Here is a 13,580-nt window from a genome sequence, read left to right on the forward strand (position 1 = left end):
CAGGGTCAGGCGGCCCAGGTCACGGGGAGCGTCCGCGGCCCGCGGATCATCGTCCTGTGCCGCCACCGCACCTCCTCGGCCGGCACCGCGAGCCGCAGCCTGGGCAGCCGGTCCAGCAGGGTGTCCACCAGCAGCTCGGTCTGCAGCCGGGCCAGCAGCGTGCCGGTGCAGAAGTGCGGGCCGTTGCCGAACGCCACGTGGGGGTTCGGATCGCGGTCCGGGTCGATGCGGTCCGGGTCCGGGAAGACGGCCGGGTCCCGGTTGGCGGCGAGGTAGGAGACGTAGACCGGCTCTCCCGCGGCGATGCGGTGACCGGCGATCTCCACGTCCTCCAGCGCGATCCGGGCGAGCCCGACCGAGCTGCGGTGCGGGATCCACCTCAGCAGCTCGTCCAGCACCGGACCGCGCGCCTCGGGCCGCGCCCGCAACCGCTCCATCAACTCGGGCCGGGTCAGCATCAGGTACAGCATCTGCCCGCAGTTGTGCGTGACGGCCTCGCCGCCGATCTGCAGCGGTCCGGCCAGCCCGACGGCCTCCTCCTCGCTGATCTCCCCGCGCGCCACGGCCCCGCCCAGCATCGAGTAGACGTCCTCGCCGGGGCTCTCGGCGCGGGCCCGGACGGTCGCGGTGATCCATCCGTACAGGCCCTCCTTGGCCCGGCCGGCCGCCTCGGCCCCGTTGGTGGAGATGATCTCCCGCGTCCAGGCGTGCACCCGCGCCCGGTCGGCGGCGGGCACGCCCATCACCTCGCTGACCACCGTGAGCGGGAACGGCTCCAGCACCCGCTCGACCAGATCGGCCGGCGGCCCGTCCCGTACGACACCGTCCATCAGCTCGTCCAGGATGGCCTGCGCGCGGGGCCGCAGCCGCTTCATGGCACTCACCGTGAAGGCGCCGGCGACCGGCTTGCGCAGCCGGTTGTGGTCGGGCTGGTCGGCCCAGGCGAGCGAGCCCGGGCGGGGCGCGAAGTTCGGCGCCATCCGGGTCACCTGACGGCGTGTCACCTCGGCGCGGCTGAACCGCGGGTCGTTGGTGATCAGCTTCACGTCGTCGTAACGGGTCGCCAGCCACGCCCAGCCCTCGCCGAACGGCAACCGGATCCGGGTCAGCGGACCCTCCCGCATCAGGGCGGCGAGGCCCGGGTCGAAGTCCGTTCCGTCCAGGTCGGGTGTGGGCCAGTCCCGTACGGGTGGCGGGGCCTGGCCGGTGAGCGTGGTCTCCTCGGTCATGCGTCCCACCCTGGTACGGGCAGCGGCGGCTGTCTCGCGGGAGTAGTCCAGGCGGAGGAGGCGGGGCGCCTTGCACACGCCGGCCACCGGCACCGCACCCCTGGGGGACGCGGTGGTCAGACCGCGTCGACGAGTGCGGCCAACGCCGCGGCCAGGAGGCCGAAGCCGGGCCCGGTGGCTCCCGACGGCTCCGCCATGTAGGTGTCCCGCCGTATCTCCACCATCAGGGCGCTGACCCGGGCGTCGGCGCCGTAGAACTCCAGGGGTACGTACGTCCCGGCGAACGGGCTGTCCAGCCCGGTCCCCCCGCAGTCCGCGAACGCCTTGCGGGCCGCCTCGGTCAGCTCCGACGGCGTGTGGAAGGAATCCGTGCCCAGGCACACCGGCGGACGCGGCCCGGTGCCGTGCAGCTCGTAGGGCAGCGGCTGGGCCGGATACGAGTGCACGTCGATCACCACGGCCCGCCCGGTGGCCGCCAGCCGGTCCGTCACGGCCTCGGTCATGGCCCGCGCGTACGGCCGGAAGTACCGTTCCAGCAGCGGTTCCGGATCGGTGTCCGCGGGCCGCAGCTCGGCCCGGTGCGTGGTCCGCGTGTACACGGCGCCCATGCCGGCGGCCGTCATCTCCTCCCGCTCGTCCGGGAACCGCTCGGGATCCACGACCAGCCGGGACAGCCGGTTCACGAACCGCCACGGTGTCACGGCGGCCAGATGCGCGGCCCGCTCGGCGAGCTCGGCCGTGTGCGCGTCCGTGATGTGGTCCAACTCCCGCTCCAGCGCGGCGTCGTCCAGCACGATCCCGCGGCGCACGTCCTCGGGAATCGTCCGCGCCGAGTGCGGCACGTGCAGCAGCACGGGGGAGGCGGGGTCACCGGGGAGGAGTTCGAAGGAGGACACGGGTGGCTCCGGGGGGCGTTGTCAGTGGTCTGGTGCAGGATCAAGGTGTCACATCGACACCGGGCGAGGGGCGGGGCCGGAGCATGCCGATCAGCAATCCCCGGGCGGCGGGGCACGCCTTCCTGGACGGGCTGTACCGGGACGGGTACTTCCCGGACCACGTCGTGGACAAGGGCCGGGCGGTCCTGCTCGCCCTGTGCGCGCGGATCGAGGCCGAGCGGCCCGCCGACCTGGCCGCGCTCTACCGGCTGACGCAGGCCGCCACCGAGGAGTTCGACGCACTGGAGGCGGAGTTCGAGGCGGCCGGCAGCGAGATCGAGACGGTGGCCCGCGAGGAGATAGGCGGCGACTTCCGGTTCGTCGCGCGGGCCTACGGCTTCGAGGACGCGGACGTGGAGGAGCTGATCGCCACCCGGGAGTGGTGACGGCCGGTCCGCTCTGCCGCAGGGGGGGGTGCGCGGAGACGCCTCCGCCCCGGCCGGTGTCGCTGCCGGCCGGGGCGGAGGGCCACTCACGAGGGCGGCTCGGGCGCCGCAGGTACGGGCGCCGCGGGCACTAGCTCAGGGACGCCAGCGCCTCGTTCCAGGTGGCCGACGGGCGCATGACCGCGTCCGCCTTGGCCTTGTCAACCTTGTAGTAGCCGCCGATGTCGGCCGGCTTGCCCTGCACGGCGAGCAGCTCGTCCACGATCTTCTGCTCGTTCGCGGCGAGGGTCTCGGCGAGCGGCGCGAACGCCTTGGCCAGGTCGGCGTCGTCGGTCTGCCGGGCCAGCTCCTGCGCCCAGTACAGGGACAGGTAGAAGTGGCTGCCGCGGTTGTCGATGCCGCCGACGCGACGGGTCGGGGACTTGTCCTCGTTGAGGAAGGTCGCCGTGGCACGGTCGAGGGTGTCGGCGAGGACCTTGGCGCGGGCGTTGCCGGTGGCCGCCGCGTACTGCTCGAAGGAGGGCACGAGCGCGAAGAACTCACCGAGGGAGTCCCAGCGCAGGTAGTTCTCCTTGACCAGCTGCTGGACGTGCTTCGGCGCGGAGCCGCCGGCGCCCGTCTCGAACAGGCCGCCGCTCGCCATCAGCGGGACGACCGAGAGCATCTTGGCGCTGGTGCCCAGCTCCAGGATGGGGAAGAGGTCGGTCAGGTAGTCACGCAGCACGTTGCCGGTCACCGAGATGGTGTTCTCGCCGCGGCGGATGCGCTCCACCGACAGCTTGGTGGCCTCGACCGGGGACAGGATCCTGATGTCCAGGCCCTCGGTGTCGTGCTCCGGCAGGTACTGCTTCACCTTGGCGATCAGCTGCGCGTCGTGGGCGCGGGTCTCGTCCAGCCAGAACACCGCCGGGTCGCCGGTGGCGCGGGCGCGCGTGACGGCCAGCTTGACCCAGTCGCGGATCGGGGCGTCCTTGGTCTGGCAGGCGCGGAAGATGTCGCCGGCCGAGACCGGCTGCTCGATGAGCACGGTGCCGGCCTGGTCGACCACCCGGACCGTACCCGCGACCGGGACCTCGAAGGTCTTGTCGTGCGAGCCGTACTCCTCGGCCTTCTGCGCCATCAGGCCCACGTTCGGGACCGAGCCCATGGTGGACGGGTCGTAGGCGCCGTTGGCCCGGCAGTCCTCGATGACGGCCTGGTAGACACCGGCGTAGGAGGAGTCCGGGATGACCGCGAGGGTGTCGGCCTCCTGGCCGTCCGGGCCCCACATGTGGCCGGAGGTGCGGATCATCGCCGGCATGGAGGCGTCGACGATGACGTCGGAGGGCACGTGCAGGTTGGTGATGCCCTTGTCGGAGTCGACCATGGCGAGGGCCGGGCCCTCGGCGATCTCGGCGTCGAAGGAGGCCTTGATCTCGGCGCCCTCGGGCAGGTTGTCCAGGCCCTTCAGGATGCCGCCGAGGCCGTCGTTCGGGGTGAGGCCGGCCGCCTTCAGGGTCTCGCCGTACTTGGCGAACGTCTTCGGGAAGAAGGCGCGCACCACGTGGCCGAAGATGATCGGGTCGGAGACCTTCATCATCGTGGCCTTCAGGTGCACGGAGAACAGGACGCCCTCCTGCTTGGCGCGGGCGACCTGCGCGGCGAGGAACTGCTCCAGCTCGGCGACGTGCATGACGGAGGCGTCGACGACCTCGTCCTTCAGCACCGGCACGGACTCGCGCAGCACGGTGGTGGTGCCGTCCTCGCCGGCCAGCTCGATCCGCAGCGCGCCGTCCTCGGCGATGACGACGGACTTCTCGGTGGAGCGGAAGTCGTTCTCGCCCATGGTCGCCACATTGGTCTTGGACTCGGAGGTCCAGGCGCCCATGCGGTGCGGGTGGGTCTTGGCGTAGTTCTTCACCGAGGCCGGGGCGCGGCGGTCGGAGTTGCCCTCACGCAGCACCGGGTTGACGGCGGAACCCTTGACCTTGTCGTAGCGGGCGCGGATCTCGCGCTCCTCGTCGGTCTTCGGGTCGTCCGGGTAGTCCGGCAGCGCGTAGCCCTTGCCCTGCAGCTCGGCGACGGCGGCGCGCAGCTGCGGGATCGACGCCGAGATGTTCGGCAGCTTGACGATGTTGGCGGCGGGCGTCTTGGCCAGGTCACCCAGCTCCGCCAGCGCGTCAGGGATGCGCTGGTCCTCGTTCAGGTACTCCGGGAAGTGGGCGATGATGCGTCCGGCCAGCGAGATGTCCCGGGTGGTCACGGGCACACCGGCCTGCGAGGCGTACGCCTGGATCACCGGCAGGAACGAATGCGTCGCCAGGGCCGGGGCCTCGTCTGTGTAGGTGTAGATGATGGTCGAGTCAGTCACCGGGTGCTCCGCTCCACGTCTGCAACATTGCTCGACATCAAGATATCTCGTGATGGGGACCGGCTCGACAGGGGTCCCGGCCGTCCCGGCCGGAAAACGTGCCGCGCCGGCGCAACCGGAACCCGCCTTTGATGGTCATGACAAATGATCACCCGCAGACCACGGTGATCATCACCCGCGGACCACGGGTGATCGTCACGACCGGCGGCCGGACCGACCACCCGGCCGCCCGAGCGAAGGCGGACCATGAGATATCGCAGCAGAGTGACGGCCCCGGTGGCCGCCCTCATCGGTACGGCCACGGCGCTGACCGTCGGCTCCCCCGCCCTGGCGGCCGGCACGGCCGGGCGCACCGGGGAACCGGGTCCCGAGACCCTCGGCGACCCTGTCATCCCGGCCCTCGGCAACGACGGCTACCGCGTGTCGTCGTACCACCTCGACCTCGCCTACGACCCCACGACCCAGCGGGTGGAGTGCACCGCCACCCTGAAGATCCGCACGATGCGGGCACTGACCCGGTTCTCGCTCGACGCGCTCGGCCTGGACATACGCTCCGTGACGGTCTGCGGCACGGCGGCCGTCTGGGAGGAGGGCCAGGAGAAACTGCGGATCACCCCCGCCCGGCCGCTCGCGGCGAACGCGGTGGCGACCGTCCGGGTCGGCTACGTCGCCGACCCGCGCGGCACCCTCTCGCACACGGCCTGGGTGCCCACCCCGGACGGCTTCGCGATCTGCCCGCAGCCGAACTCCGCGCACACCGTCTTCCCGTGCAACGACCACCCCTCGGACAAGGCGGACTTCACCTTCCGCATCACGGTTCCGAACGGGCTGCGCGGAGTCGCGAACGGCGTGCTCACCGGCACCGAGAGCCTGAGCGGCGGCCGCACGGCGTACTCGTACCGCTCCCTGTCGCCGATCGCCACCGAGCTCGTCCAGATCACCGTCGGCGACTACGTGATCAAGGACCGGCAGGGGCCGCACGGCCTGCCCCTGCGCGACGTGGTCCCGTCGGCCCGCGCCGCCGCCCTGGAACCGGCCCTCGCGCTCACCCCCGGCCTCGTGACCTGGCTGGAGGACCGCCTCGGCGCCTTCCCGTTCGAGACGTACGGCCTGCTGCCGTGCAACTCCGACGCCCCCAACGCCTTCGACTTCACCGGCCTGGAGACCCAGACCCTCACCCTGTACAAGCCGAACTTCCTGCTCCAGGAGGAGAAGAAGATCGGCTCGCACATGATGCACGAGCTGGTCCACTCCTGGTTCGGCAACCTGGTCAGCCCCGCCACCTGGGCCGACCTGTGGCTGAACGAGGGACACGCCGACTTCTACGGGCTGCTCTACCGCTACGAGCGCGGCTGGACCGACTCCCTCGGGCTGACCACGATGGAGGCCCGGATGAAGGACACCTACGCCCGCGGCGACCAGTGGCGCCACGACTCCGGCCCGGTGGCCGCCCCGAACGCCACGAACCTCTTCGACAGCCAGCGCTATCTCGGCGGCGTCCTCGTCCTGTACGCCTTCCGCGAGCTGGTCGGCGAGGACGTCTTCCACGCCGTCGAGCGCACCTTCCTGGACCGCTTCCGCAACTCCTCGGCGTCGACGGCCGACTACATCGCCGTCGCCTCGGAGGTTTCCGGCCAGGACCAGTCCGGCTTCCTGCGCGACTGGCTGTACGGCACGAAGACCCCGCGCATGCCGGGCCACCCCGACTGGACGGTGACCCCGGTCGCCTCCTCGCTCATGGCCCCGCACAGCAGGCGCGGCGGTCACTGGCACGAGAACTCCGCGACGCTCTGATCAGCGGTGACGGGCGGGACCCGGACCGGTCCCGCCCGTCAGCTCCCGCTCGATCCAGCGGCAGATCACGTCCACCACGTACACATGCTCGGCACGCGTCAGCTCCCGCCCCTTGGGAATCCCGTGCCAGCGCTCCAGACAGCCCCGGCAGCAGGTCGCCGTCGCGTGCTGGGCGACGAAGACGGGGTGACCGCGGTACGGAGTCTGCTTGCCGTCCTTGTACGGCTCGGCCGGCGCGAGCCGCCTGGCGATCAGGTCGTAGGCATGCCACCGGATCGTCGCCGGGCCCTTCAGCTCGGCGGTGGCCCGGTCCCGGCCGCGCAGACGGAACCGGGCCCGGAACGGCTGGCGGGCGATCGCGTCCAGCTTCCGGTCCAGGGGACGGGGGTCGGGCGAGGTGGTCATGCCGTGCCGAGCCTACGGCGTGGCGACGTGGCTCAGCCGAGGAGCAGGCGCTTCTGGCTCTCGAACTCCTCCTCCGTCAGCACTCCCTGGGCCTTCAGATCCGCCAGCTGCTTGAGCTGCTCGATCTTCGCGGTCATGTCGTGGGCGGCCGCGGCCGGCTGCGCGGCCGGAGCGGGTGGCGCCGCCTGCTGCGGCTGTGCGTACTGCGGTGGTGGGTACTGCTGTTCGTACTGTTGCTGCCGTTCGTAGTCCTGCTGAGCCCACCTGCCGGCCTGCCGCCGTGAGACGCGGTTGGACACGGCGGTGGCGGTACCGGCGACGACGGCCGTGCGGGCGACGCCGCGAAGCAGTCCGGGCATGTTCGGTCATCTCCCATGGATCGATGCGGCGGGATACGGGACGCTCCGGTTCAGGCGGCCGCGGAGCCGCCGGGCGGTACCGTCTCCTCCGTGGCGTCCAGCGCCGCCAGCAGCGCCTGCACCGGAATCCGGCCGCTCGCGACGAGCTGTGCGCCGCTGCGCCTGAGCGCGCCGGCCAGGGGAGCCGCCCACAGGTTCTCGTAGACCAGCACCGCGGCCGAGTTGCCCGGCTCCAGCGCGTTGGCCGCCTCCTCGAGGTCGCTCTGGTCGAGCACACGGGCCGAGGCTCCCTCGAAGACCGTCAGATCGGTCTCGCCGCCCAGGTCCTGCAACTCCAGTCCGACGACCGAGCCGTCGGCCTCCTTCCGCACGAAGGCGAGGTCGATGATCCGGACGATCCCGCGGTCGACGAGGTCGACCAGCAGCGGGAACGCCTCTCCCGTCATCCGGTTGCCGGGGAACTCGATGACCAGGTAGTCGACGGGCCCCATCTCTTCGACGCTTTCCATGACTTCTCCTCACGGGGCGCAGGGAGGCACCTCCAGTCCACCATGCGGCGCGAGGGGCCGCATATGCAGCGGACGGGGCACGGCGGGGCGGCGGCCCGCCGTGCCCCGGCCCCGGAATGCCGCGGGCCGCTCGGCCCGCCACCCTGGTTCCCAGCGAAGGGAGCGATGTCATGCCGACCGTCGGGGTGCCGTCAGCGGGCGGGGTCCGGGTGTGCCCGCAGAGTCTCCCGCCGGGACGCTGATGGCGACGGCAGGGCGGGGCAAGAAGCTGACCGCCTGGGCGACATCGGTGCACCGGCGGGCGGAGAGCCGGTTCCCCGTGGTCACGCATCTCGCGGACCGCATGGTGTCGGTGAACATCTTCGACTCCGCCACGCGCCTCGCGGCGCAGTGCTTCCTGACGGCGGTCCCCCTGCTGTTCGTGTTCGCGGCGTGCGCTCCGGGGGCGGTGCGCCATCAGCTGATCGCCTCCGTGACAGCGGTCTTCGGGCTGACCGGCACGTCGCGTGCCGAGCTGGATCAGGCGCTCCAGCCCACGTCCGGCGACCTGAAGCAGACCACCGGCGTGGTGGGCGGACTGATGGTGCTGCTGTCGGCCACCGCCGTCAGCCGGGCGATGCAGCGCCTGTGCAAGCGCGCCTGGGAGATCCCGCGCACCGGAACCCGGATCGCCCCCTGGCGGTGGCTGGCCTGGCTGGCCCTGTGGCTCGGGGTCCTGGTGCTCCAGGGCCCGTTGCGCGAGGGCTTCGGAGTCGGCGCCTGGCTCGGCATCCCGCTCACCTGGGTCAGCCAGGTGGGGCTGTGGTGGTGGACCCAGCACCTGCTGCTCGGCGGCCTGGTCGGCTGGAAGCCCCTGCTGCCGGGCGCCCTGATCACGGCGACGGTCCTCACCGTGCTGGCGATGACCGCGCGTCTGTACATGCCCCGGGCCCTCGACCGTGCCCTCGCGGACTACGGGTCCGTGGGGTCGGTGTTCGTGCTCATGTCCTGGCTGATCGTGGTGTGCGTCGCCGCGGCCGTCGCCGTCAGCGCGGGCGCCGTACTGGCGCAGGAGCCCTTCCTCGCGGGCCGCCTCGGCAGCCCGCCGCCGCGGCGCGACCGGGCGGCGCGGGACTCCTGAGGCTTCGCCGTGGGGCGCGGTGTCGCCCGTACGGTCCACCCGGCGCGCGGAACGTCCACGGGGCTGACGCAATGGGGATGTTCAGGCACACCACCCCGCGGCCGGAGGTCCTGTGAACAAGCCGCCCGACTCGCAGCCACCGGAGCCGGACCCGCACCAGCCGGCGGACGCGCAGGGTCGGGACGGGGCCGAGACCGGGCCGGCGAGCGGCTCGGGACGGCCGGATCCGGGCTCGGACCAGGCGGGCGGCAAGGCGGCCCGGCCGGGCCAGGACCCGCAGCGGCCCTACCCGGTGCCACCCGCGTCGGAGCGTGAACAGCCGCCGGCGGGCCGCCCCGCCGGGTCCGCCGCGGGCCGGATCGCGCGCACCACCTCCTCGGCCGTGCTCATCGTGCTGACCTGCATCCTCGTACCGGTCGCGCTGATGGCCACCTGGGTGCACGACATCGCGCTCGACACCGACCGCTATGTGTCCACGGTGGCGCCCCTGGCCACCGAACCCGCCGTCCAGGACGCGGCGGTGCACCGGATCACCGAGGCGGTGGGAGCCCACGTCGACGGCAAACGGGTCGCCGGGGACATCGCCTCCTGGCTGCGGTCCCAGGGCCTGCCGCCGCTCGCCGCCGACGCGGTCAGCCGGCTCGGACCGACGATCGACTCCGCCGTCGACACGGCCGTGACCAGGATCGCCACCCGTGTCGTCCACAGCGACGTCTTCGTGACGGTGTGGCGCAACGCCAACCGCACCGCCCACAACGCCGTCGTGCACGCCCTGACCGGCAAGGGACGCGGTGCGTTCGGCGTCAGCGACGGCACCGTCACCCTGGACGTGGGTACGGCCGTCGACCGGGTGAAGAACGAGCTCGTCGACGCCGGCCTGAAACCCGCCGCCAGGATCCCCCAGGTGAACAAGCAACTGGTGCTGTTCCACTCCGACGAGCTCGCCAAGTTCCGCAAGGGCGCCCGCCTCCTCGACATCGTCGGGAACTGGTTCCCGGTGCTCGTCGTCCTCTTCGGCGCCGCCGGGGTCTTACTGGCCCGCCACCGGCGCCGGGCCCTGGCGCGCACCGCGCTGGGCGCCGCCTTCACCTGCCTGCTGGTGGCCATCGGCCTGGTCGTGGCGCGCGGCTACTACCTCGATCACCTGCCGCCCCAGGTGCAGTCGAGGGCCGCGGCGGAGGCCGTCTTCGACACCCTGCTGCGCTTTCTGCGGGTCAGCCTGCGTACGGCCATTGTCCTGGGCGTGGTCATCGCCCTGGGCGCCTATCTCATCGGTCCGGGACGGCTGCCCGTGGCCGTCCGCGGCTACTCCGACCAGACGGCGGACTCCGCGGCGCGCTGGGCGGCCGGCCATCACATCAGCGCCGGGCGCGTCGGCGCGTACGCGCTGGCCTACCGCCGGGCCGTCACGCTCCTCACCCTGCTGATCATCGCGCTCGTCTTCGCGCTCTGGAACCATCCGACGGTGCTCACCGTCCTGTTGCTGGTCCTCGTCCTCCTCGGCGTCCTGGCGCTGCTCGCCCTGCTGGCGGCCGCGGGCAGGGTGCAGCTGGAGGCGGCACGCGGCGCGCCCAGTCCGCCCGGGAAAGCCCGCTGACAGCGGCGTTCGCCGGAGTCGGCCGGCGACCGCGGCCGGCTCGGGGACCTTCGTGTGCGGTGCGAGAGAACCTGGACGGGCCGGGCGGCCAGGTGCGAACTGCGGGACGGCCGAAAGCCTGGGATCCTGATCGAGTGGAGCCCGCTCCGCAGGCCGGCGGTGACCCTGTGACCACGCGGCAGAAGCAGACGAGGCGATCGGCCGTCACGCACGTCGATCCCATGGGAGAGCCGTTTCTGCAGACCCGGTTCGCCCTGCCCGCCACGCCGGCCACGTTCCTGCGCCGACCGCGGCTCGCCGAACGCCTCGGCCAGGCCTTCGAGACCCCCCTGACGATGGTCAACGGCTCGGCCGGCGCGGGCAAGACCCTGCTGGTCGCGGACTGGGCCGCCCGGCTCGGACAACCGGTCGCCTGGTTCACCAACGAGGCGGGGAACCAGGGCTGCGGAGTCTTCTGGGCCTATGTGCTCCAGGCGCTGCGGGCCGCCGGGGTACCGCTCCCGGCCGACCTCGGCTGCCCCGGCGAGGCGCATCGCGTGGACCACAGGCTGCTGGCCCGTCTCGCCGACGAACTGAGCGGGCTGGAGCGGCCCGCCGTCCTCGTGCTGGACGAGTTCGACCGGGTGACCTCGGCACGGATCGCGGAACAGCTGGAGTTCGTCCTGCACCACTCCGGTCAGGGGCTGCGCCTGGTCCTCGTCACCCGCACCGAGCCGCTGCTGCCGCTGCACCGCTACCGGGCGGCCGGGGACATGACCGAGATCCGGGACGCCGAGCTGGCCTTCACCGACGACGAGGCCGCCGCACTCCTGGACCTGCACGGGCTGCGGCTGCCCGCCGAGGCCACCCGTGCCCTGGTGGAGCGCACCGGAGGCTGGGCCGCCGGACTGCGCCTGTGCGCCCTGGCCGCACGGCAGAGCCCGGACCCCGAGAGGTATCTGAAGGACTTCGAGGCGGGCCGGAGCCCGATCGCCGACTTCCTGCTGGCAGAGGTGCTGAAACGGCAGCCGGCCCGCGTCCAGGACCTCCTGCTGCGCGTCAGCGTCGTGGAAAGGTTCACCCCGGCACTGGTGGCGGAGCTGACCGGGCGCGGCGGCGCCGAGCAGGCCCTCGCCGCACTGCACGGCCAGAACGCCTTCGTGGAGGACCTGGGGCACTCCTGGTACCGCCTGCACCCGCTGTTCGGCGAGATCCTCCGGGTCCATCTCAGGGTCCGCTCGCCAGGACTCGAGACCGAACTCCACCGGCGGGCCGCACAGTGGCTGCGCGGCTCCGGCGCCCTGCCCGAGGCGCTGGCGCACGGGGCCGCCGCCGGCGACTGGAACCTCACCGCCCAGGCCCTCGTCGACGACCTGGCGATCGGTCAGCTCTTCACCGGCCTGCGCGCGAGCGACCTCACCGAGCTGTTCTCCCGCATGGGGCCCGAGGCGACGAACGCGGCGGCGGACCTCGTGCGCGCCGCGCGCGAACTGTCCGCGTCCGACGTGGAACGCGGCCTGGTCCATCTGCGCCGGGCCGAGGAGCGCCTCGCCGCGGACACCGACGCCGCGGGCCGGCTGAGCTGTGCGCTGCTGCGGTCCCTGGCGGCCCGGCTGACCGGCTCCCCCGGCATGGCCGAACAGGCCGTGGCGACGGCCGGTGAACTGCGCGCCGAAGTCTCCGCCCAGCTGCTGGAGAAACACCCCGAGTTCACCGCCCTGCTGCTGACCCACCTGGGCTCGGTCCGGCTGTGGGCCGGGCGCTTCGACGACGCGCGCGCCGCCCTGTCCGAGGTGGCCGGATGCCCCAGCGGCGTCTCCACGGCGCTGCCCCGCGAGGACGCCCTCGCTCAGCTGGCCCTGATCGACTACCTGGGCGGCTGGCTGTGCCGGGCGGAGCGCAAGGCGCGGGCGGCCCTGCGCGAAGCGGAACGGTACGGCCTGGGCCGTCCCCGGTCCTGCGGCTCGGGCCTCGGTCAGCTGGTGCTCGCGGCCGTGGCCTTCGACCGAGGCGAACCGGCCCAGGCCCAGGCCCTCTTGGACGAGGTGGCGGACTGCGGAGCCCCGGGCGATCCGGTGACGGCCGCCGGCCGGTCCCTGGTGACGGCACGGCTGCTGCTGTCGCGGGGTGAGCCACGGGCCGCCGCGGCGGCGGCCGACCTCGACGTACCGGGCCTGGTGGCCTCCCCCTGGGCGCAGGCGCAGACCGCGCTGGTCGCCTCCGCGGCCCATCTGGCCGAGGGCCGCCCGGACAGCGCCCTGAAGGTGCTCGACGACGTCTCCTGCGACGGTGAACCCGCGTGCGCGGCGGAGCTGGCCTGGGCCCGGTGCGCCGCGGGCGACCACGAAGCGGCCATCGACCTGCTCGACCACCTGCGGACGCAGGGCCGCGCCGGACCGCGAGCGACCGTACGGGCCGCGCTGGTGCGGGCGGAGGCCGCCCAGGAGACCGATGCCGCCACCGCGCGCACACTGCTCGCCCGTGCCCTGCGGGAGGCCCGGCGCGAGCGGCTGCGGCGGCCCTTCCTCGAAGCCGGACCGCGGATCCGGCACCTGCTGGACGCACCGCCGCTGCGGGGCCTTGCCGCCGGCTGGCTCACCCCGTGCGGCCCGGCCTCGCCCGACGATCCGGGGGCGGCGGCCGTGGACCCCTCGTCCCCGGTCGTGGAGGAGCTGAGCGGACGCGAACGCGAGGTCGTGGGCAGGCTGGCCGACCTGATGTCCACCGAGGAGATCGCCGCCGACCTGTACGTCTCGGTCAACACGGTGAAGACCCACCTCAAGAGCGCCTACCGGAAACTCGGCGTGAACGGGCGCGCCGAGGCGGTGCGCCGGGCCCGCGAGCACGGGCTGATCTGACCCGGGCCGGGCGTCTCGCCCGTGACGGGTGAGGCGCGCGGCGGCACCGCCCGCTCCCC

11 protein-coding genes are annotated in these 13,580 nt (G+C 72.9%); 5 read left to right on the top strand and 6 right to left on the bottom strand.

Features of this window, described 5'->3' with window-relative positions:
• Nucleotides 1-5 precede the first annotated feature (5 nt).
• Both ACQPXS_RS39770 and ACQPXS_RS39775 read right to left on the bottom strand, forming a co-directional pair.
• Nucleotides 6-1,229 (bottom strand): cytochrome P450, encoded by a 1,224-nt coding sequence (locus ACQPXS_RS39770; protein ID WP_351808122.1) that lies wholly within the window; start codon nt 1,227-1,229, stop codon nt 6-8.
• A gap of 116 nt (nt 1,230-1,345) precedes the next feature.
• Nucleotides 1,346-2,125 carry an N-formylglutamate amidohydrolase gene (locus ACQPXS_RS39775; protein ID WP_433454357.1) on the bottom strand — a complete coding sequence of 260 codons (780 nt, stop codon included), beginning with the start codon at nt 2,123-2,125 and terminating at the stop codon, nt 1,346-1,348.
• A gap of 83 nt (nt 2,126-2,208) precedes the next feature.
• Here ACQPXS_RS39775 and ACQPXS_RS39780 point away from each other — a divergent pair, with 83 nt between their 5' ends.
• On the top strand, nt 2,209-2,550 hold the full coding sequence (locus tag ACQPXS_RS39780) for a DUF5713 family protein (RefSeq protein WP_433454358.1): 342 nt from the start codon (nt 2,209-2,211) through the stop codon (nt 2,548-2,550).
• A gap of 130 nt (nt 2,551-2,680) precedes the next feature.
• On the opposite strand, the gene ACQPXS_RS39785 is transcribed toward ACQPXS_RS39780, so the two are convergent.
• A complete protein-coding gene (locus ACQPXS_RS39785; RefSeq protein ID WP_433454359.1) occupies nt 2,681-4,900 on the bottom strand; it encodes an NADP-dependent isocitrate dehydrogenase in 2,220 nt (739 codons plus the stop codon).
• 246 nt (nt 4,901-5,146) lie between these two features.
• Between ACQPXS_RS39785 and ACQPXS_RS39790 the strand changes: the two genes are divergently transcribed.
• Nucleotides 5,147-6,694 (top strand): M1 family metallopeptidase, encoded by a 1,548-nt coding sequence (locus ACQPXS_RS39790; RefSeq protein ID WP_433454361.1) that lies wholly within the window; start codon nt 5,147-5,149, stop codon nt 6,692-6,694.
• On the opposite strand, the gene ACQPXS_RS39795 is transcribed toward ACQPXS_RS39790, so the two are convergent.
• From ACQPXS_RS39795 to ACQPXS_RS39805, 3 genes are read right to left on the bottom strand one after another with little or no spacing between them, the layout of a single operon-like run.
• Nucleotides 6,695-7,099 (bottom strand): DUF4186 domain-containing protein, encoded by a 405-nt coding sequence (locus ACQPXS_RS39795; protein ID WP_351808127.1) that lies wholly within the window; start codon nt 7,097-7,099, stop codon nt 6,695-6,697.
• A 32-nt stretch (nt 7,100-7,131) separates the two neighbouring features.
• Nucleotides 7,132-7,458: an SHOCT domain-containing protein gene (locus tag ACQPXS_RS39800; protein ID WP_433454362.1), complete on the bottom strand. Its 327-nt coding sequence runs from the start codon at nt 7,456-7,458 to the stop codon at nt 7,132-7,134.
• Nucleotides 7,459-7,508: 50 nt separating this feature from the next.
• Nucleotides 7,509-7,967 (bottom strand): DUF6325 family protein, encoded by a 459-nt coding sequence (locus ACQPXS_RS39805; RefSeq protein WP_433454363.1) that lies wholly within the window; start codon nt 7,965-7,967, stop codon nt 7,509-7,511.
• Nucleotides 7,968-8,178: 211 nt separating this feature from the next.
• Between ACQPXS_RS39805 and ACQPXS_RS39810 the strand changes: the two genes are divergently transcribed.
• From ACQPXS_RS39810 to ACQPXS_RS39820, 3 genes are all read left to right on the top strand, one after another.
• Complete coding sequence (locus ACQPXS_RS39810) at nt 8,179-9,087, top strand: YhjD/YihY/BrkB family envelope integrity protein (RefSeq protein ID WP_433454364.1); 909 nt, start codon at nt 8,179-8,181, stop codon at nt 9,085-9,087.
• Nucleotides 9,088-9,199: 112 nt separating this feature from the next.
• The gene (locus ACQPXS_RS39815; RefSeq protein ID WP_433454366.1) at nt 9,200-10,684 is read left to right on the top strand and encodes a hypothetical protein; all 1,485 of its coding nucleotides are present in this window, start codon (nt 9,200-9,202) and stop codon (nt 10,682-10,684) included.
• A 221-nt stretch (nt 10,685-10,905) separates the two neighbouring features.
• On the top strand, nt 10,906-13,521 hold the full coding sequence (locus tag ACQPXS_RS39820; protein WP_433454368.1) for a LuxR C-terminal-related transcriptional regulator: 2,616 nt from the start codon (nt 10,906-10,908) through the stop codon (nt 13,519-13,521).
• The last annotated feature ends 59 nt before the right edge of the window (nt 13,522-13,580 follow it).

The sequence above is a fragment of the Streptomyces sp. CA-142005 genome, from assembly GCF_050942335.1.
Lineage (GTDB): Bacteria > Actinomycetota > Actinomycetes > Streptomycetales > Streptomycetaceae > Streptomyces.

What these genes read in the sequence shown, in the direction of transcription:
- ACQPXS_RS39770 (WP_351808122.1), bottom strand. Translation starts at nt 1,229, where the DNA reads ATGACCGAGGAGACCACGCTCACCGGCCAGGCCCCGCCACCCGTACGG.
- ACQPXS_RS39780 (WP_433454358.1), top strand. Translation starts at nt 2,209, where the DNA reads ATGCCGATCAGCAATCCCCGGGCGGCGGGGCACGCCTTCCTGGACGGG.
- ACQPXS_RS39790 (WP_433454361.1), top strand. Translation starts at nt 5,147, where the DNA reads ATGAGATATCGCAGCAGAGTGACGGCCCCGGTGGCCGCCCTCATCGGT.
- ACQPXS_RS39795 (WP_351808127.1), bottom strand. Translation starts at nt 7,099, where the DNA reads ATGACCACCTCGCCCGACCCCCGTCCCCTGGACCGGAAGCTGGACGCG.
- ACQPXS_RS39800 (WP_433454362.1), bottom strand. Translation starts at nt 7,458, where the DNA reads ATGCCCGGACTGCTTCGCGGCGTCGCCCGCACGGCCGTCGTCGCCGGT.
- ACQPXS_RS39805 (WP_433454363.1), bottom strand. Translation starts at nt 7,967, where the DNA reads ATGGAAAGCGTCGAAGAGATGGGGCCCGTCGACTACCTGGTCATCGAG.
- ACQPXS_RS39820 (WP_433454368.1), top strand. Translation starts at nt 10,906, where the DNA reads ATGGGAGAGCCGTTTCTGCAGACCCGGTTCGCCCTGCCCGCCACGCCG.